The organism is Pseudomonas sp. Van50 (assembly GCF_055390755.1).
In genome coordinates, this window is record NZ_AP024343.1 from 4601072 (window position 1) to 4621676 (window position 20605).

At 58.8% G+C, this 20605-nt stretch carries 9 protein-coding genes and 3 pseudogenes; 1 reads left to right on the forward strand and 11 read right to left on the reverse strand.

All coding sequences use genetic code 11. The features are described from left to right. Positions 1-107 precede the first annotated feature (107 nt). A complete protein-coding gene (locus tag ACZ5M5_RS19320) occupies positions 108-3494 on the reverse strand; it encodes a hypothetical protein (RefSeq protein WP_464737828.1) in 3387 nt (1128 codons plus the stop codon). Next, complete coding sequence (locus ACZ5M5_RS19325) at positions 3491-3694, reverse strand: hypothetical protein (RefSeq protein WP_464737829.1); 204 nt, start codon at positions 3692-3694, stop codon at positions 3491-3493. Before ACZ5M5_RS19325 ends, ACZ5M5_RS19320 begins: the two co-directional genes overlap by 4 nt. A gap of 211 nt (positions 3695-3905) precedes the next feature. Between ACZ5M5_RS19325 and ACZ5M5_RS19330 the strand changes: the two genes are divergently transcribed. After that, positions 3906-7814, forward strand: a complete 3909-nt coding sequence (locus ACZ5M5_RS19330; protein ID WP_464737830.1) for an Ig-like domain-containing protein — start codon at positions 3906-3908, stop codon at positions 7812-7814. A 149-nt stretch (positions 7815-7963) separates the two neighbouring features. Here the strand turns inward: ACZ5M5_RS19330 and ACZ5M5_RS19335 are convergent. The 9 genes and pseudogenes from ACZ5M5_RS19335 to ACZ5M5_RS19375 form a co-directional block, all read right to left on the reverse strand. Continuing rightward, positions 7964-9267: pseudogene (locus ACZ5M5_RS19335) on the reverse strand (autotransporter outer membrane beta-barrel domain-containing protein); the annotation flags it as partial. 1281 nt (positions 9268-10548) lie between these two features. Further along, on the reverse strand, positions 10549-12519 hold the full coding sequence (locus tag ACZ5M5_RS19340; RefSeq protein WP_464737831.1) for a hypothetical protein: 1971 nt from the start codon (positions 12517-12519) through the stop codon (positions 10549-10551). 103 nt (positions 12520-12622) lie between these two features. Beyond that, on the reverse strand, positions 12623-13567 hold the full coding sequence (locus ACZ5M5_RS19345) for a hypothetical protein (RefSeq protein ID WP_464737832.1): 945 nt from the start codon (positions 13565-13567) through the stop codon (positions 12623-12625). Beyond that, entirely contained in the window at positions 13564-14580 is a 1017-nt protein-coding gene (locus ACZ5M5_RS19350; RefSeq protein WP_464737833.1) for a hypothetical protein, read from the reverse strand. The genes ACZ5M5_RS19345 and ACZ5M5_RS19350 overlap by 4 nt, the downstream gene beginning before the upstream one ends. 289 nt (positions 14581-14869) lie before the next feature. Beyond that, positions 14870-16051 (reverse strand): pyridoxal phosphate-dependent aminotransferase, encoded by a 1182-nt coding sequence (locus ACZ5M5_RS19355; RefSeq protein ID WP_464737834.1) that lies wholly within the window; start codon positions 16049-16051, stop codon positions 14870-14872. Positions 16052-16092: 41 nt separating this feature from the next. Further along, the gene (locus ACZ5M5_RS19360) at positions 16093-16956 is read right to left on the reverse strand and encodes a methyl-accepting chemotaxis protein (RefSeq protein ID WP_371919228.1); all 864 of its coding nucleotides are present in this window, start codon (positions 16954-16956) and stop codon (positions 16093-16095) included. After that, positions 16948-17718 (reverse strand): annotated as a pseudogene (locus ACZ5M5_RS19365) (MCP four helix bundle domain-containing protein); the annotation flags it as partial. The pseudogene ACZ5M5_RS19365 and the gene ACZ5M5_RS19360, both read right to left, overlap by 9 nt. A gap of 188 nt (positions 17719-17906) precedes the next feature. Further along, complete coding sequence (locus tag ACZ5M5_RS19370; protein WP_060741681.1) at positions 17907-19043, reverse strand: glycerate kinase; 1137 nt, start codon at positions 19041-19043, stop codon at positions 17907-17909. Positions 19044-19327: 284 nt separating this feature from the next. After that, positions 19328-20451: pseudogene (locus tag ACZ5M5_RS19375) on the reverse strand (sugar diacid recognition domain-containing protein). Positions 20452-20605: the final 154 nt, after the last annotated feature.

The following is a 20605-nucleotide window of genomic DNA, read 5'->3' on the forward strand; positions in this document are numbered from 1 at the left end:
CAGTCGGAGGAGGTCTGGGTTTATTCAATGCCTGAAAGGAAAGTGTGCCTACTGTCAGAGTTGACAGTAGGCACACCTTTCTACCGGTCGATCATTTCGGCGCGAGATCATCTCAAGGTAAAATTATCGAAATATGTTTCACCGCGTACATGCTTTAAATCAATGCGTTTGAAGGGCCTTGGGGCCGTGTATTCAACCCAACGTTTTCCACTGATATCAAGTGGATCAGGGGAAAAGAAGCTCACGATCTGCACGTCCAGCTCATCGTATAGCGTGATCAAAGACTCAAGACCAAAACTATAGTGTCCGACACGGAAAAAGCTCGCTGGCCTCACCAAATCGATTCTGACCTGCCCCCCTTCGCCGTCAATGCGCAAGGCTTGGTTTACGATCTCGGGCCCCAGACTAAGGCTTTTAATTTCCACAGGACCCGGGTATCCCGCATTGACAGTAGTGATCGTGGCGCGTCCCGGTAACTCTAGCGATGTACCCACCGGGATGGGTCTTAACGCAACGTCCTCGAAGTCGATAAAGAGTTCTCGAACAATCGTAAAACGCCATGGCAATGACACCGGCCCAGTGCCATAGATGCCCTTGGCGGTGAAGCTGTGAGGGCCCTCGGCGAGTCCGCTCAGCGGCAAGCTCCAATCACCATAGCCATCGACATCGGCGATGCCCTTCGGGTCGGTGCCGTCGTCTAAGATCTGTACTTGCATGCCCAGGGAAGCCCGACCGTGCAAAGTGACGCTGGTTGCGAGGGTATAACCGCCGTTGGCGATGTCGGCATTGTTGGGATCCTTGACCGCCGTGATCGTCGGCTGCGCGACGGCAACCACATTAATCCTCCAGGCATCGGATGTTGGATTATTACCATAGAGCGCCTTCGCGGTGAAAATGTGCGGCGCCACGCTAAGCCCGCTGACTGTCAGGCTCCAGACACCATCGCCGTTGACATCGGCGGTGCCCTTCAAGTCGTCGCCTTCGTGAACTTCCACCTTCTGGCCCTTTGTCGCCCTGCCGCTCAGGGTGACGCTGGTTTCGACGGTATACCCACCGTTGGTGATTGGCGCCTGATGCGGGTCCTTGACGGAGTCGATGGTCGGTCTGATCAGTTCGAAGGTTTTGACCGTATAAGTGCGCAACGGAAAGGCCAGCGCATTGGCCTCGTTGGTGGTCTTACTCAAATCCGCCTTGAACTGCACCGTCAAAGTGCTGCCGTCCTTCAGTTCCTTCAGGTAGCTATACTCGACCGGGACGTCATAAAGCCCTTGGGAGATCCAGACTGGGCTGGTCCTTGGACCACGTGGTGGCGGCGCCCAGATATTCAGGTCATAGGGAACGGTCCCGTCGGCCTTGGTGCCTTTGAGGCGCAGCCACACATCCTGATCCGGGGCAATCAACGGCCAGACAATGATCCGGCAAGTGGCATCAGCACTGATGGAGTTCAGATCCAGCTCAGGGCCAATGCCGCCCTGTGCCGCCTCACGAATCAGCGGCATTGCCAGGCTGGACTCGGGTATCGCCAGCACCGCCAGCGTCAGGGGCGCTGACGGCGGCTCTTCGCGGCCGTCACGGGTCACCGTGTAGGTCACCGTCACCGATCGCGCCAGGTTATAGGCGAGCACGCTGACCGGAAGATCGATCTCCCGGCTGGCAGGCAAATCGCCTGCCGGCTTGGTGTAAGAACCCCCTCCTGCAGTGCCAGCCCAGGTGACACTGACCTTATCTCCGGGCTGAGTCCCGTAATCAGGAATCACCACGGTCAGCGCATCCTTGGCCGCCACCGGGTTCAGTTGCTGGGTCGGTGAGTTGCCGGTGGCCTGCCTGACGCTGGGCGCAGTCAACTCCATCCCGGCACCGATCCTCATCTGCAAGATTTCTGACGGACTGGTCCTGCCGTCATGGCGTCGAACCCAATACATCGCCCGCACCGTGCCATCCCGGTTGCCCTCGATCAACGGAGCGCCGATGGTGAACGGGATGTTTTGAGTCTCGGTGATCTCAGTGACCCGAATCGAGTCCCGATACCGGCCGGTGTTCGAACCCCACCACAAGATATGCACCCGGTCGCCGGCCTTTTGCCCGCTGTATTGGCGGACGATCAGGCGCGTGCCGTCCGGTTTATCCGCCGGGTCCAGCACGCCATCGCTCTCGCCCTCGACCACCGGCACAGGTAATTCGGCCACGGGAGTGCCGATACTGAGCGGGTCGGCGTGCAGCGATTCCTCCTCAAGCACTTCCCGGCTCACCACATCGCGCAGCAGCTTGTAGTACAGGTCGAGCGTGCCCCCATTAATGGCAGTGAGATGCTCACCGGCCACGACGATTTCGATCGGGACAGTGCCCTCCGCTTCGTTCTCGCTGAGGGGATGCAGGGGCAAGTCAGGTGTATAGGAGCTGCCGGTTTCGGTGGTGCCGTTCCAGATCAAGGCAATGGCGTTGCCCTCTTCCATGGCCGGGTCCAGCGGGATCTCGATGGTGGTGCTGGGCAGTTGGGGATCAAGGGTGCCGGCGATCTCGTCCAGGGGGATCGGTGCCGCCAGGGGGTTGGCCCGGCCCACGATTCGCGGGGAGAGTATTTTGGAGACCCGGTCATCACTGCCATCGGCCTTGATCAGCCGATAGAAAAAAGCCGCATGAGGACCGCCCGCCAACTGTCGTACCTCGGCGCTGGGGCGTTTGAATTCGAGGACACTCGGGACGCTGAGGATTCTTTCAGGCACATAGATGACTTCGTCGATCTTTTCACCCTCTGCCGTGGTGCCCGTCAAATGCATCTCGACCTCATCGCCTACCATGAAGGCCTTGGCATCCGTCGCGATGATCTGAAAGGTCAGGTCCGCTTCGCCGAGCTGGTCCACGTCCAGCACCAGATTGACGAGTTCCTTGATCAGCGGCGCCTCCAGGCGCGAGTTGTCGGTCTTCACGATCACCCGCACTTCGGCACTGAAGTCTTCGGATTTGTTGTCCACCACGTCGTAGACTTCAAAGACCACCGCCAGGCCGTTGTCATCGGTGTCCAAGGCAGCGCGAATGGTGGCTTCATCGACGGTGATGATCAGCGGCGCACTCTGCGGCGGCAGGTGCTGTGGCTCCACAGTGCCCCAAACAGGTTGGCCGCCCCAGAACAGCTTGATCCGATCCCCTTCGGCCATGATCGGATAAGGCTCGATGGTCACCGGGACACCTTGCTCGGCGGCTTCCTGGTCCACGAAACCGGGTGGCAGGAACTCGGTGGGGATCGTCAGTCTCAGTTCGGAGTGACCGGGCGTTGCACCGTCCAGATCCTGGCCACCGGGCGGGGCAAAATCGATCTTGACGTGGATCTTCGTCACCGCTGAGGACGTGTAGCCGGGCTCCCCGAGTATTCGCACGTCGTAGTTCAGGTTGAAGTCGCCATCGACCAGCCCGCCGACTGGGATATACCGCTCAACCCACTGGCCCACTTCAGTCTCTTCGTCGATAGAGCCCGTCACCACGGGGATGTTGTTCAACTTGATCCGGAAGGCATCCCCCCGCCCCATGCGGTCCCCCAGGGCGGTAGACGCAACCGTAACCCGTCGTGGGGGAAGACAAGCCTGGCAGCGGCGATGTTGATGCCGACGCTGTCGGCTGGAGCCGGCGGATGCGCCGGGCCGCCGTCGGGAATCTCCAGCGCGTCATATTCCAGGGGGGTGTTGTCGGCAGTGTCCATGGCAGGGTCCCGGTCGGATAAGGTCCGGGTTTATTCAATGCCTGGAATCGATGCACGGCTACTGTCAGAGCTGACAGTAGCCGCAGGAGCGTGGCCGCTGAACAAGGTCATAACCGACCAACGGCGACTCAACCTGTCAATCCTGACAGTTGGCAAATCCCCGACCGACTAGCAGATTAGGGTTCAGCCCCCCTCTCAATGGACACTCCTCATGACCCGGTTCATGCCCTGGCTGCTTCTTCCCCTGGACCCTTCCCAAGCACCGCTGGAACTCAGGGGGATGTTCATTGCAGGTTGGACCAGTCCGGTAGCCGATGCTGACTTCGGAATCAACCGCAGCATTGTCTTCGACCTCGCCATCCCGCCCCAGACCGAAGACCCACCCAAGGACGCACTCGGCGTCATCGACCCGTGGAACGATCAGAAGGAGGGCGACCATGTCGATGTCTACCTGAACGATGAAATCATCGCCCAGGAGACTGTCCCCGTCGGAGGGCTTAACAAGCGTCTGTTTTTGCCGCTGGCACACGAAAAAATCATCCCCACCTGGGGCGAGAACTTCCACTTCAAGCTGACCCGCGTAGGCGAAACCGCGCCCAGCGACGGCTCGACACCCTGGCGCTTGCGAATCAAGCTGGATCGACCGGGCGGCAGGGATAGAGAACCTCACAACCCTGGCCATTCGGAGCTAAAGGCTCCGCTGCCTCCGCAGGATGTGATCGATAACGGGGTGGACGCCGGCTCCGCAAAGGACGGTTTCGACCTTGAGATCATGCACTATCCCGGTCGTGCGGCCCACGACACCATTCAGTTGGCCTGGGGTAGTGCTTTTGTATATCGCGAGATAACCCCGCAAGAGGCGGCTACGACCGATTCGATCTTCATCAGGATCGACCAGCACACCATTCTGGCTGGCGGAGACAGTGCCCGACTGCTGGTGCACTACATGGTGTTCGATCTGGTTTGGAACTATGCCGAAAAATATTCCCTGCGCACTTATGTGTCAGTAGACGCCGGAGCCGCGCGACTGTCCGCACCCATTATCAAGGAAGCTTCCAACGGCGTGATCGATTTGCCGACCCTGGGCAAACAACCCGTGACGATCCAGATTTTCGCGTCCGCACCCGACTTTGCCCTGAACGACACGTTGCACATGAACTGGATCGGTACGCCAGTGATCGGCCTGCCCTTGGAAAACCGTCAATCCAAAGTCATCAACAATCTACCCGCCGTCTATGAGTTCGAGATTCCCAACGCTGAAATCCGTGCCCTCGCGGGCGGATCTGGCGACGCCTTCTATACCCTGGAAAAAGCCAACGGTGATCCTCCCCTGTCGTCCAGGCACGCCTTTGCCAGCGTCGAGGGGCAGCTATCCACCCTACCCGCGCCGACACTTAGAGAACTGGTTGGGGACATACTCGAACCGGACCAGCCTTTCGCCACAGCGATCATCCATGCTTATCCGGGAATGAAGGATGGCGACCATCTCAAATTGGTCTGGTTGGGTGAAAAGGCCAACAACGCAGGCCCATACCTGCATGAAGACGAGCACATTGTCAGCAACAATGAAGTCGGCACGGACATTGTGATGTTCGTCCCCGGTGAGCACATCGAGGTCCTGCGGGGAGGCAGCCTGAAACTGAGCTACTGGGTCTCCAACGACGACGCAATCGTGTACGACGTCAGGGAGTCCGACATCCTCGATGCCTTGGTCCAGGTCATCCGTGCCGAACTCCCTGCGCCCCGGGTCGTTGAAGCGCCTGATGACAAACTGGATCCAGACATTCATACCGGCAGCGTGACACTGCGTATCGGTTACCTCGGCACCGCCCAAGGCGACATTCTCACCTACTACTGGCATGGCAACCCGGGAGACGGCAGCACCAGCGACTGGGTACCGATATCCCAAGCCAGCGCCGGCAAGGAACTGGACTTTACGATCCTGCGCAAGTACATCGAACCGAACATCAGCGACATCGTCCGGATTCGTTATGTCGTCCTGGAAAAACTCACCGGCCGGTACCGCTACTCGGGCTTGCTTGAGCTGGTCATCGGCGACCTGTTGGGCGAACTGCCCGTGCCAGTGGTGATCGAAGCCTTGCCCGCAGATGAGCTCGATCCGATGAATGCACTCGCCGGCGCCACGGTAGAGGTGCGATACGCAAGCATGGATCAGCCGCACAGGGTTCATTTGAATTGGCTGGGTACCCCCGGAGCGGGTACATCCGATGATCTGGAGTTGCCCGGCAGTACCACCGGCCGCGTTCTTTTCAACGTCCCGGCCTCGGTGGTCGGAGCCAATATCAACCGTAACGTGATGCTCGGTTATGAGGTGACGCACAAAGGCTTCGTCTTTCCTTCCGACACCCTGGCGCTGAAAGTATTGGCCTTCCAGGATCCGGAACAGCAGTTGCCCAAGCCACGGATTACCCAGGCAAACGACACGACGTTGGTGCTGAACCTGGCAACCTTCAACGGAAACGCCAACGTCATCCTTGGAAAATGGCCATTCATCGCCGCCAAACAACGCATCTGGTTCCGGCTCGAGGGCAACACTGGGATGGGAATGCCCTATTCCATTGCATTGCTGGACAGCCATGAACTGAACGACAACCAGGTCGCCAATGGCCTGAGCGAAGTGGCGTTGCGAACCGAGCTGGAACGACTCGGCCACAACACACCGTTAACCGTGGTATGCAAGGTGGGCTTCAGCGCCGAAACAGAAGAGATCTATGCGCTTACCTTTCCCCTGACCCGCTACACCTTCAAGACGCATCATGACTGGGTCGTGCCAGAGATCACCAGCGTCAGGGACTCCTGGGGCGAAGTGGGTGAAGGAGAAAACACCCTCGACAACCGCGTGACATTGAGGGGCACGGCGACACCCGACTCCAGTATCCAGCTCTATGACCGCGACGCTCCAGGAGCGATCGTGCCGGTAGACATCGACGGGGCCTGGTCGCATATCATGACCTCGCTAAGCGTAAAATCTTACCGGCTCACCGCCCACGCCCTGGACGGCAGCGGCTTTGTTTCATCACCCCGGACTTTTTCCGTAGAAGCCGCCAACGCCCCTACCATTACCAGCATCAGTGACGTCTGGCGTGAGATTGCTCATGAAGGCTACACCGCTAATCGGCAAGTCACGGTGAAGGGCCAGGCCAATCCCAGACAAAATGTAAAAATCACGGGGGTTTCAACGCCGGCTCCAGAAGAGCCGACTGATGGAAACGGTGCTTGGAGCACCACCTTCAGCGCCTTGGCCCTGCAGCGTTATAGCGTGGTGGTCGAAGCGCTTTATGGCATAGGCGTCCCGCCCTCCGCACCGCGGTCATTCACGGTGACTGGTGTTGTCAATCCGATTATCAGCAGCGTTCGAGACTCCCGCGGCGAACTCAATAATGGCGCCACCACCACCGACAATCGGGTGGCCTTGAGCGGTAATGCCAGTGCCTATCAAGTCGTGCAGATACTGGGCACCACGACGACAGCCCCGGAAATCACAGCCGATGCCGGAGGTATCTGGCACCTGCCACAGTTGGCGGTGAGCCCTGGAAACTACAGCCTGACCGCCAAAGCCTTGTACGGCGAAAACGTGCCCATTTCACAACCGCGAACTTTTACCGTACGCGCACCAACACCACCATTGAACTTCAATCAAAGCCCCGTCACCTTGAGTGGAGCGGCCTACATGCTCGTCGGGAGTGCCGCGCTGCCCAACTTCGGCGCCGGCACGTCGGTACGCCATATTGCCAGCGGCGGCACACCACCCTATTGGTACAGTTCGAGCAACCAGGCAGCCGCAGTGGTCGATCAATCCGGGCTGGTAACCGTTCGCCGCAATGGCAGCACGACCATCACCGTGACCGATTCGTCCACCCCAGCGCAGGCAAAAAGCTACAGCGTTACGGTGACAGGCGTCTGGCTGTGTCACAACCTCGGAGGCGGGCATTACCAGACGATTCGCAACGTCGCCGCTTCACGGGGCTTGAGCGTTCCGGACCTCGGTACGTTGAATACAATCAGCGCCGCCTACCGGGGACGCTGGCCTTGGGGGGCGCCTACACCTGGTCCAGCAGCGTCAAGTTTCCACTGCCGCCGGTGTATATGTATGCGCTGACCATGTCCAACGGTGCGACATGGGGGTTATGGGACCTGAACCCGATCGGCACGGGCCTGGGCATCGGGCGGTAAGGTGAGCGGCTTCAAACGCAAAGAACCCTGCACTGCGGCAGGGTTCTTTGGGTGGTTTCCAGTCGGGTCCAGGGTTTACCAGCTGTAACGCAGCCCCACATTCGCGCCGAACGGCATTTCGATATGCTTGCCATTGGCATAATCGAAATCGGCATGCAGTTGCAGACGCTCGCTGAGCTGCGCAGCTACACCCGCGCCGAGCTCACCGCGCGACCCCGAAAGATCGTTATTGAATACGTTGTTATTGACTTGCACTTCGTTGTTCTTGGCAAACTCATGGGCCATCGCCAGCCGGACATAGGGCTGCAGCACCGTGCCGTCGTCCAGCGTAAAATTACGCCCGCCGGTCATGCCGACCTTGCCAAGGAAAGAATGGGTGCGGTCGCCTTCGGCCTGCATACCATTATCCAAACCGTAATCCTGGCCCTGGATCACCACCGCGGAGAACTGGGTATAGGGTTCGATGAAATAGTCGTTGTCCAGCTTGATATGCCGTCCGAACTCCACCGAGCCGCCCAGGCCCGTGGTGTTGTAGGAGCCCTTGGCACGGCTGCTGTCACTCATCGAGACTTTCGCTTCATTATGAAAGCTGTTCAGCTTGAGCACACCGTCGAAGTAGTAGCCGGTGTCCGCGTCCAACCACGTCGTATAAGCCCCCACGTAGTAACTTTTCACAGTGCCTGAACTGCCGCGGCTCAAATCCAGGTCAGAGTTGCTGTGGCCCGCCATCGCGCCGACGAGCCATTGTCCATCGCCCACGGGCAGCGGTGCGTCGGCCCCCAGGGAGAAGCCTTGCTGAGTCTGCTTGTAACCGGTACCGGACGCCGCATCCACATTGTACTTGTTGCCATAGGTACGGCCCCACGCCCCCGCTTTGCCTCCGTTGAAACGCAACTCACCCATGCGGCTGCGCAGGCTGGTCAGCTCACCCAGCCAGACTGTCGGAGCGGTATTGAACAGGGCCATGACCGTACGGGTACCGGGGCTGACCGTCGCCGTCTCAGGATCGAGGAACCAATCGGTCCCCCTGAACCATTCGCCGCGGAAACCAATTTATACGAGTAGGTCCCGACATCCACCTGATCGCCGGCCAAGCCAAAGGTAGCGTCGCCCGCCGCCGTCTGCACCAGGGTCAGCGCCTGTGCAGACGTGGGATCGACGCCGGAACCGTTCACCAGCAACGCGTGATTCCCGCTGGCAACGCCGGTGACATTGAGCACATCGTGTTGATTGGTGGCCCAGTCGACATCCATCTTGAAGGTTCCCTCGCCCGTCAGGGTGCCCACATTCAACCGATAGAACTCATCAGCACCGCCAAAGACCACCCTTCCCCCGCTCATGGCCAAGGCGCCAACCGTATTGTCGCCCGCCATTTCCCAGTCAGAACCGCTGTTGATGGTTACGCCGGAAACGTTGGTCAGGTTACCTTTGAAGAGCGAACCGTTGGCGAGCCTCAGGGTGCCGGTACTTCCGGACTCGACAATGAAATCCCCTTCCATGCGGCCCTGATCGAACCCCAGATTGACGGTGCTGTTTCCGGAGACATCGACATTGCCTTTGAGCACGACAGCGCCGCTATTGCTCACATTCATGTTCGCCGTGACACCGTCGACAGCCTCAAGCAAATTGCCATTGCCCGCGATGAGATTCGAGCCATTGGTCAGATTGATGTTGATCGCCGTGGAGGCGGCACCGGCAGGCACGACACGGATGGCTGCACCGTTTTTTCCTTCGACGGTCGTGCCATCGAGCAATACATTGCTTTCACGGGGAAGTGGCCGATTGCCCCGCAGATCGAGTCCATTCAAGCCACCGATAATCGTGCTGTTGGTAAATGTCGCATCGGCACTGAACAACCTGACGCCGTAGCTATCGGCGCCAGTACCTTCGATATGCGAGTTGCGGATATCCAGCGTGCTCAACGCCGAAGCAAAGGCTCCGCCTTCCGATCCTCTGATAACGCTGTCGGAGACCGTCGCCGACGATCCCACACCGAGGCTTTGCAACAAATGCAGGCCAATCCCGTTGGCATTGGTCACGCTGCTGTCGTTGATCGTTCCTTGACTGGCTTCCAGTCGCACGCCAGCGATGCTTCCGGTACTCGCGCCAGTCACCGTGGCACCATCAAGTGTCACTCGCGAACCGTTACTTGCCCATATCTGCTGGGTCGTACTACCGGGGCGGACATTAATTGCGGAGTTATTTGAAATAACATCCAATATGCTGGCGCCGTTCACATTGAGCGTGGACTCCTGAATGACCTGGTAGCGATCACTCGGGGTGCCAGGAGCAACGTCCCTGACTTCGCCATTTTCTACCAGGTCGGCCTGCACCGACGTGCTTACCAACATCGACAAGACAAGGGAACAAGACACCGGAGCCATACCGGACAACAGCAATCGTGTGGAATTCGAGGAATACATAGTGATGGACCTGAAGTAAGAGTGAACGTGCACTTCTTCAAGGCTCGACGGCAATCAAAGTGCAAGGCGGCCGCAGGATACTCAAATAACCAACCACGGCATGTAGGAAAATTCCCAAATACAAACAGGAAAAATCCCATAAACGTACATCAACAGGAACTTATCGATCGCTTGGATAAATAAACGGAAAGAAAAAAGCCGGCTTTTTCCTTTCCGCTTCCTCACATTGTTTTGAACCTACGGGATTTCAGGATTTATTGGACACAGACCTGCCGCATCCTTCGAAGCGGCACGTATCTCAAGCGAGCCTGATAATGGCGACGTGCCAACCATCACCGTATAGTCGACCTTCAACGCTCCCCTGCGTCCTAGCATATCGCCAAAATGAGTGGCCCTGGGACCAACCGTTTCTACAAAACCGTCTTCTACTTGTGATTCGGTCAATGAAGGAATCGTCTTGGTCCAAGGCGTTCCCACTTCCGTTCCCGTGACAGGTGGAAAAACAGAATACCCTTGTACGGTAATTTCCATTTCCTGGCCCGCCGACAGCTTTGGATTCGGTGGTATACGCAATCGCAAGTTAGCGTCCGGCCCGCTCCAGGACGAGCAATTGATCCACCAAACAGTCCCTACAAATCTCGCATCAACAAACTCCGGCTCTTCCAGCCTGATCGGTACGGCCTCCTCGACATTCACTTCCGTAACATTAGATTTGGTGGGGTTGTTATCACCGGTTTTACCGACCTCATACCACACATCAATAACAATACCCGGTACCTGAACGATATCACTCCATAGCACATCGAATTCAACCTCATCGCCTACAGACGGCACGGGTGATACTTCAGCGACGTAATCGGGTAGGTCGCCCCAGTACAGCCTCGCCCAGTCAACACCGGTCAGGCCCGGAGGTACCTGGAAAGTCGCCTTTGCATCGAATCCAATGTCGGACACCAACAACTTGTTATCTTCTGGCGCTGAGCCACCTCCTCGGACAAGCACATCCGGCAGAATGCTAGGGTCGACGACCTGAGATAAATCGACGTTGATGTTTAGCGGACTTTCAGCGGGGTACACGTCGAAACCTCGTATCATCTCGTAGGTCACTGCCGTCGGTTTTTCGCCATTAGCCGCACCATAATCCGGTATGATCAGTTCAGTATCGCTTACATCAATGATGATCGGGTCTGATGGATTAGCTCCAACTCTGTGGGGATTTCGGACCCTCTGCGTGCCCCACGTCAGGTAAATACGATCGTTCTTTCCGGGATTCGTGTAGAGCGGCACCAATGCCCGGACACCCGTTCGAACGTCGGCCAAATCAATCAAAGTTTTGGCGTCTTCGGCCAGTGGAACTCTCAGGCGACGGTACGGCCCAACAGGAGGGGGATCGAGCAGCAAATGAGATTCGAGATCTTCCGAATCTGGACCGGTATTACCTACGATATCTTTCAGCCTGAAATTGAAAGCGATTAAACCATCATCTTTTCCCATCAAATACAAAACCGGAATCTCAACGATCCGACTGTTAGGAATCTCATCGTCATATACCTTTTTCGGGACAATATCCTCTTCTACCAAGACGTAAATCTCGATGGCGTCTTGATTACGTTTGCCTGAGTAATCAGGTACGGTCATTGGCAGCAAGCCTGTACTGAGACTTTCCAGGTATGCCCTCGTCAACCCGTGGTCTTTGGCCTCCTGATCTACGAACTGCAAGGATTCGGCGGATTGATTGTCATTTGGCGGGGTCTTATCGATAACGAATTCCTCTATTTCAGAGTACGTAGTATCCCCCGAGGCGATATCTACCGTGTACATCACCTCGTAAGTCCCTTCGTCTGCAAAAGCGGAAGCGCTCACGGTGGTATCAACGGGGAAGGAACCCGGAAGAAATGGCCCGGGAAGAAGATGTTCATCCGTATGGTCTCCCCATTCGGAATTCCCTTTGCGCCTAACGTAAATCCTGAGTATGTCTGTCTCACCTTGTTCAGCAGGCTCTGGCCACTCCTCGACTTGTAGTTCAAGATCGGTTTCCTGAAGCGCCCGAGGTACATATTTTTTGTATTCTTGATATGGAAAATATTCCGGAATAATTATCGGATCCAAGAGATCATCCAGTTGCTCGGCACGCTCGTTCAAATACCAAGTATTGTAGGCCTGACGAGCCTGCGCAGAGGTCAGTTTGCTTTTTGTCTGGTCATTCATTTTTCAACTCCGGTAGATATCAGTTAGATATATCCATGAATAGCTAAAATACTGACTACCCATTGCCTTCCAACGAGCCCGACATCGAACAGCTCGTAGACCTTCAATCCTCATGCCTTGAAGCAGCACACTGTTCTTCCGTAACGGTTTCAACGATCTTCAAATTTTCGGGTGCCGGAGACCTGCCAAATTGTCCATCCGTTTTGGTCAGTGTGTAATAGGCGCCCCACGATCCTCGCGACACCAGTTTTATGTAAGGATCGAAGGGCAGGATCCAGACGTCGACAAAACCGTCACGCATATGCTCAGGTTTTATCTCTTGCGGAAATTCGCCGTAGGTTTCCGCAATGGGATCGGTGGAATTGAATGCTCGATAGCCTTGCCAGAACACCAGGATCTGGTCGCCTGTTGCAAAATGACCGCTGTCGAATTTGATGCGGACCCTAATTCCCTCCCACGGTTTATCTTCGCAACCGATATAACCAAAGCCATCGGCATCTTCAAAAACCGGGGCAGGTAAATCATCGATAGTGGTGACCTGAACCCGCACATACGTATTTTCCGATTGCTGTTCATTCACCCCGTTACTGGTTGTGTAATAAACCGGCAATCGCGCGTTATTGGGTTCTGTATCAATCACGTCCCAAGGTACAGCGGAGAACGAAACTTCCGCACCTTCGACATCCCCTGTCTGCACGGTATAAGTGGCGACGGCTCCGCTGTATTGACCCCAATAGAGTTCAAGCACCTCCCCCGGATTGGGCGCCTCATACAGTTTCAGCTTCGGGATGACCGGAAAAGTACGGTCACTGGGCAGCAGCACATTGGGCACGCCGGAACCGCCGACAATATCGATGAGTGGTAAAAGCGGGTTGAGCAACGCCGGTGCGTTGGAATGGTCTTGCCCCGCGACCGTGAAATCGATGTTGATATCGGCCTCTTCCGAGGGACGCGAACCACCACTACGGATGAAGTTGTACCCCACCTTGACGACCGCGGGTCCTGGCCCATTGGCGATCAATACAGCCCATGGCACCGGTATGTTCAACGGAAGCACAGCGTCACGCGGGGGCAGCGCAACCCCACCCCACACCAGTTCGATCTGATCATCGGGTTGCAAGGGGGGGGAATATTATTAACGATCGCCTCCACCTGCGCCCGCGCATCGGCCCGGTGCACGAGGTTATCATCGTCGTGCAACGGCACGGTGGGCGGCGGGAGCCGGCTGGGCCAAGGTATGAGTGAAACGGTCCCGGTGGCGGGCTTCGAATAGGTCAGCGTTTCGTTTCCGGCGCGATCCCGAATTTTATAAAAAGCATGGAACGTACCGTTCTGGTTCGGCGCACGAATGTCGTCGCCCTTCAAATCCACGCGAATGTCACCGGCATCGATCTCTGCCTGGAGAATTGTCTTCGTTGTGACAAAAGTCTCGGTGGGTGGATTTGTTGGCGACCAGAACAACTCCAGCACATCATGATCCGCCGCACCGGTATAAAGGGGCAACGGCAGGCGAAACTCGACCTTGTCATTGTTGTTCGCAAGATACTCTTCGGTGATCACGTTCCCCGGCAAATTACTGGGAAACAGTAATGCCTCAAGTTGTTTATCGTAACTGGGCGGTTGGCTATCAATCGTCACGAATCGATGTTCAGATGGCGCCCCCGAACCGTTAGGAATGACAACTTCGTACCAGACCTCGAAACGACCATCGGGTTGAAGAGCGTTTCTCGGTACTTCAAGTGGATAGGGAAACATATCCTCTGTAATGGGGCCAGGAAGTGTAACTGTTTGAACGGGCACGCCAGTCCTATTGTTGGGACGCTCCCAGTACAGTTCGACAATGTCTTCTTCACCGGCAATCGCAAACTCTGGCCATCGCTCAGGCACCCAAACCGGTAATGGTTGATTCTGCGAGCCCGTGGGAAGCAGTCCTTCCGGGTCGCTGTCGTCAATAACCAAGGGAATCGATAGTTTCTCCAGATCAGCCAATATCGGGCTTCTTTTCCTTATCAGAGGCCTTTCTCCTTCACCCGAGTCTTTGCCCTCTTTCGATTCGCTCACTTGCCACTCCAAACTCGCGATGATTGAGATTATTTGCACCGCATTCAATGATGCGTAGTTCACGTCGGGTCTACGGCAGAACCCAAGTGAATCTATTCGACTCTCTATCCAATCGATTGAATACTGTCAGAGTTGACAGGTGCGGATACCGTTCGTCGCCCTGGCAAGCAGCGAACGGCAAGATCCAAGCTCGGTAAATGAAAGCGCCTTGCACGCGAACATCACCCTTTCTGGATCAGGGACACTTTTTGATTACGCTAAGAATGCGCGTGTTGAGCGCTGTGAAACTTCAGCGCATTTGCAAAGACTGACCGGCACACGAGGCAATCCGCCTACACGCCTCCGCCAGTTTCACCTGATCGACCACCAACCCGATCCGAATATGCCCCGCCGCACTCGGCCCGAACGCCTCGCCAGCCAGTACCGACACGCCATACCCATCCAACAGCCGCTCGGCAAATGCCTGGGCGTCGAGGCCGGTCTGGCGCACATCGACCATCACGAACATCCCGCCATCGGGCCGCACCGGCTTGAGGCCCGGGCAGTCATCGAGCATGGCGCAGACCAGGTCGCGGCGCTGGCGATATTCCTCGTGCATCTGCGCCACCTCAGGCAGAGCCTGCTCCAGCGCGACTTGGGCGGCGCGTTGCACGAAATCCGGCAAGCCGAACAGCATGCACAGCGACAGGTTCGCCAAGTGCCCGGCCAACGCCTGCGGCCCGATGACCCAACCGATGCGCCAGCCGGTCATGGCGTGGGATTTGGACAGGCTGTTGATCGTCGCGGTGCGCTCGGCCATGCCCGGCAGGCTGGCCGGGCTGATGTGTTCGCCTTCGTAGATCAGGTCGCTGTAGACCTCGTCACTGATCAGCCACAGGTCATGTTCGATGCACAACCGTGCCAAGGCTTGCCAGGTGGACATCGGCAGGCTGGCGCCGGACGGGTTGTTCGGGCTGTTGAGCAGCATCGCCCGGGTACGCGGGGTAATCAGGCGGGCAACGTCCGCCGGTTCGACCCGAAAACCATTCTCCGGGCGGACCGCCACCGGCACCACTTTTGCCCCGCAGGCACCGAACACCGCTTCGTAGGTGACATACATCGGCTCTGCGACGATGACTTCGTCGCCTGCGTTGAGCAGGCATTGCGCGACCGCGTACACCGCGCATTGCGCCCCCGGCAGCACAACCACATGTTCGGCGCCTACGCCTTGGCCGCGGCGCAGGCGGTGACGCCGGGCAATGCTGGAACGCAGGGTGTGCAGGCCGCGGATGTCCGAATAATGAGTGTCGCCAGCCCGCAGGCTGCCCACCGCCGCATCGACGATGGCCCGTGGCGTGTCAAAATCCGGGTCGCCCACCGACAACAGCAACACGTCCATGCCCTGTTCGCGCATGGCCAGCGCCCGGTCGTGAATATCCCAGGCAGCGGCGCCGTCGCCGGTGATGCGTTGGGTCAAGGCTGAAAAGCGCATGTACGTCTCCTGGTTGCGCGATGTCCAGCCTCAACCCTATCTCAAATCACAAACCGCGCCACCATCGCATTCAAACCCACCGCCAGGCGCGACAGTTCATGAGTGGCGTCGCTGGTCTGTTTCGCGCCGCTGGCCGATTGCGTAGCCAGGTCGCGGATGTTCACCAGGTTGCGGTCCACTTCGCGGGAGACCTGGGCCTGTTCTTCCGAGGCGCTGGCAATGACCAGGTTGCGTTCGTTGATCTGGTGGATCGACTGGGTGATCTGCTCCAGGGCCACGCCAGCGGCCCGGGCCATCTCCAGAGTGCTTTGGGTGCGCTGGTTGCTCTGCTGCATCGATTGCACGGCCTGGCCGGTACCGTTCTGGATGCCGGCGACCATTTTTTCGATTTCCTGGGTCGATTGGGCAGTGCGATGGGCCAGGGCCCGGACTTCATCGGCTACCACTGCGAAACCGCGTCCGGCTTCCCCGGCACGGGCGGCTTCGATGGCCGCGTTGAGCGCCAGCAGGTTGGTCTGTTCGGCGATGGCGCGGATCACGTCCAGCACCTTGCCAATGTCCCGGCCCTGGACCGCCAGGCCTTCGATCATCGAAGCGGTGGCTTGCACGTCGTGGGTCATGGTCTGGATCGCATCGACGGTTTCCACCACCCGCGAGCGCCCTTCCTGGGCAGCCTGGGTCGACTGGTTCGAAGCTTCGGAAGTGGACACCGCGTTGCGGGCGACCTCCTCGACGGCGGCGGTCATCTCATTGACGGCAGTGGCGGCCTGCTCGATTTCATTGTGTTGCTGTTGCAGGCCGCGGGAGGATTCCTGGGTGACCGCGCTCAGCTCTTCGGCCGCCGCGCCCAATTGGCTGGCGGAGCCGGCGATCTGCTCGATGGTCTGGCGCAGGCTGCCCTGCATCGCGGCCAAGGCCTGGAGCAAGCGACCGGGTTCATCCTTGCCATCAACCGCTATGACCTGGACCAGGTTGCCGCTGGCAATGATCCGGGCGGCCTCCAAGGCCCGGTTGAGTGGCGCGACGATGCTGCGGGTCAGCAGCAAGGCCAACACGACCGTGGCCAGCGCGGCAATGAGCGAGACGACGATAATGCCGGTGATGGCGCTGTTGTAATGCTCGCCGGCCAGGGCCGATGCCTCACCGGCACTAGCTATGTTGAGGGCAATGAGCTTATTGAGCTGCTCGCCCATCAGGTCGGTGCCTTCCTTGATCCGCGTATTGATGTGGGTACGCAGTTCGTCAGCCTTGTTCTGGCGCGACAACTCGAGCATTTCTTTCTGGGCTTGCAGATATTTGTCGAGGGTCGCCGAAAAGACTTTGTACAGCTCAGCCTCTTGCGGCGAGGCCGGCAACGCGGCGTAGCTGCTATTGGCCTTGTTCAGTTTTTCCACCAGCACACCGATGCGGCCCTCGGCCTCTGCCAGACTGGCCGGGTCGCGGTTGACCAGGATCCGGAACGAAAGAATGCGCATGCGCAACACGCTTTCCAGCACATTGGCCAGGTAGCCGACGCTGGGCACTTGGGTCTGCTCCATGTCCAGCGAAGCCTGGCGGATGACTGACATGCGATTGGCGGCGAATACGCCGAGGACAACGACGAGCAACGCGATGACGGTGAAGCCCAGAAAAGCCCGGGGAGCGATATTCAAGCTGCGTAGAGACATGGGAAGACCTCGTTGTGATGGGGTCGAGCATCCATGCCGCCAGCGTACGGGTTGGAATAATTGTGGGTACGCCTGAGGTCGTTATCGGCCAGGCTCCAGGCTTTTTGCAGGGGGATGTAAAAAAATATTTCACGAGGCTTCTGTGGCGAAGGAGCTTGCTCCCTCGCCAGGTGTAATGCGCGACCGCTTTATCGGCGCGCCACCCGCCACAACCGGGCGATGTCCTGGGCGCGCTCGCTCAGCAGGCGCGGCGCGTCGACGCAGGCTTCTTGCAGGGTCATCGGCCCGCTGGCCAGGGCGAAGGCGGCGTCGATGCCGTGTTCATACAGCGCCTGGTAGCCCTCCCCCAGCGTACCGGCGATGACCAGCACCGGTACGCCCTGCTGGCGGGCGATGCGGGCCACGCCGAAGGGGGTCTTGCCGCGCAGGGTCTGGGCGTCGAAACGGCCTTCGCCGGTGATCACCAGGTCGGCGCCCTCGATCGCATCGGCCAGCCCGGTCAATTGGGCGACGACGTCCACGCCGGTCCGGAACTGCGCCCCCAAAAAAGCCTTGGCCGCGAAACCCAGGCCGCCAGCGGCACCGCTGCCCGGTTCGTCGCGCACATCCTTGTTCAATGCCTGGGCGCACTGTTCGGCGAAATGCCCCAGGGCCCGGTCCAGTGCCTGCACTTGAGAGGCCGAGGCGCCCTTCTGCGGACCGAAGACGGCGGATGCGCCATGGGGTCCGCACAGCGGGTTATCGACGTCGGCGGCGATCTCGAAACTGACGTGGGCCAGGCGGGGGTCAAGTTCGCTCAGGTCGATGCGCGCCAGGTTCGCCAAAGCCAGTCCGCCGGGAGGAAGGGGTTGGCCCTGGTCATCCAGCAATGCCACGCCCAAGGCCTGCAGCGCACCGGCGCCGGCGTCGTTGGTGGCACTGCCGCCAATCGCCAGGATCACCCGTTCGGCGCCTTCATCGAGGGCCGCGCGAATCAGCTCGCCGGTGCCGTAGGTGCTGCTGGCACAGGCATCGCGCTGCCCCGGCGCTACCAATTGCAAACCACTGGCCTCGGCCATCTCGATGATCGCGGTGCGGCTCTCGGCCAACCAGCCCCAGCGGGCCTCGACGACGACACCCAACGGACCACGAACCCGGGTGTGGCGCCACTGACCGTTGCAGGCTGCCAGCACCGACTCCACCGTCCCCTCCCCGCCGTCGGCCATCGGGCACTTGATCAACTGCGCATCCGGCCAGACCTGGGCCAGCCCCTGGGCGATGGCATCGGCGACGCCCTGGGCGCTGAGGCTGTCCTTGAACGAGTCGGGGGCGATGATTATTTTCATATTATTCTCCGGTTCCGATGCACAGCATGCTGCCAGTTGACCGCAGGCCTGACGCCGGTCCACCGCACAAAAGACACCGCGCATTATTGTTCAATTTCACAAATACCGGTTTTCCAGGAAGATTCAGGTTGAAGCTGCCGGCCTCATCGCGAGCAGGCTCGCTCCCACGGAAGTAGGGCCGCAGATCAAACTGTGGGAGCGAGCTTGCTCGCGATAGCGGTGTGTCAGCTTGCATAGGTATTGGATGTGCCACCGTCATCGCGAGCAAGCTCGCTCCCACAGGGTTACAGCGGTGTGCTTTCGGTCTGGGGCAACAGTTGCACCCCCAGGTACAATGCCAGCATCCCGTCCAGTCGCAACGGATCCACGCCGCTGAGTTCGGCGATGCGTTCCATGCGGTAGCGCAGGCTGTTGCGGTGGATGCCCAGGGCTTCGGCGCAGGCTTGGCTCTGGCCGTCGTGCTCGCACCAACTGCGCAAGGTGGCGAGCAACTGGCCGTTGCTGTCCTTGGCGATGACCTTGCGCAAAGGGCTCAGCAATTCATCCAGGGCATCGTCGCTGCGATGGCGCCAGAGCATCACCGGCAGGCGATAACGGGCAAGCGCCAGCAGGCGTGACTGCGGCAACACATCGCGTCCGTAGGCCAACAGGTCCCCGACCCGTCGGTAGCAACGACGCAGGCCCGCGAGCCCTTCGGCCTGGCCACCCACCGCCACGCGCAGAATGCTCCAGCCCAACCCGTCGAGCTTGGCCAACAGCCGTTCGTTCTCCACCGAGGCGGTCACCGGCCGGCACCAGAGCAGGGAGGATTTGGACGACGTCAGGCACCAACTGTCCGGGTAGCGCGACATCAACCACGCGCTCAGCGTCTCGACAGTCTGGCCGGGCCCGTGCTCCAGGCCCAGTTCGAACAGATACGGCACCCGTGAGAGTTGCGGCTTGAGGCCCATCTGCCGCGCTTCGTCCAGTAAGCGTGGCGAATCCCCGGCGTCCCCAGCAGCAACGCCAACAAGTCATCGCAACGCTGGCGGCGCCATTGCTGCTCGGCCTGTTGGTTGCGCTGGCCCACCAGCATTTCAGCGGTCATGCGCACCAGTTCGGCATAGGTACGCAGTTGCGCCGGCTCGCCGGTGATGCCCAGGACGCCGATCAGCCGTTGATCGAGCATCAGCGGCAAGTTGATCCCCGGCTGCACGCCCTTGAGGTGCATCGCGGTGTGCTCGTCGATTTCCACCACCCGGCCATTGGCCAGGACCAGTTGCGCGCCCTCATGGCGCGTATTGACCCGCTCGCGCTCGCCGCTGCCGAGAATCAGCCCCTGATTGTCCATGACATTGACGTTGTACGGCAGGATCGCCATCGCCCGGTCGACGATGTCCTGCGCCAGGTCGTGATCGAGTTCGAACATGGGCGGTGTTCCTTGCAGGCGGCGTGGATTGTTGTTTCAGGCATGGGTTTGGTCAGGCGCACAGGGTCTGCCTCCAAACCCTGTGCCCAGGCACAAAGACACGGGCCCTTGGGCTGGCCGAGACTCAAGGGGCGGTCAACGTTACCCCTTGGCT

Excerpts from the sequence above, each read along its gene's own strand:
- ACZ5M5_RS19370 (WP_060741681.1), bottom strand. The coding sequence starts at position 19,043 with ATGAAAATAATCATCGCCCCCGACTCGTTCAAGGACAGCCTCAGCGCC.
- ACZ5M5_RS19325 (WP_464737829.1), bottom strand. The coding sequence starts at position 3,694 with ATGGACACTGCCGACAACACCCCCCTGGAATATGACGCGCTGGAGATT.
- ACZ5M5_RS19330 (WP_464737830.1), top strand. The coding sequence starts at position 3,906 with ATGACCCGGTTCATGCCCTGGCTGCTTCTTCCCCTGGACCCTTCCCAA.
- ACZ5M5_RS19355 (WP_464737834.1), bottom strand. The coding sequence starts at position 16,051 with ATGCGCTTTTCAGCCTTGACCCAACGCATCACCGGCGACGGCGCCGCT.
- ACZ5M5_RS19360 (WP_371919228.1), bottom strand. The coding sequence starts at position 16,956 with ATGCAGGGCAGCCTGCGCCAGACCATCGAGCAGATCGCCGGCTCCGCC.
- ACZ5M5_RS19340 (WP_464737831.1), bottom strand. The coding sequence starts at position 12,519 with ATGAATGACCAGACAAAAAGCAAACTGACCTCTGCGCAGGCTCGTCAG.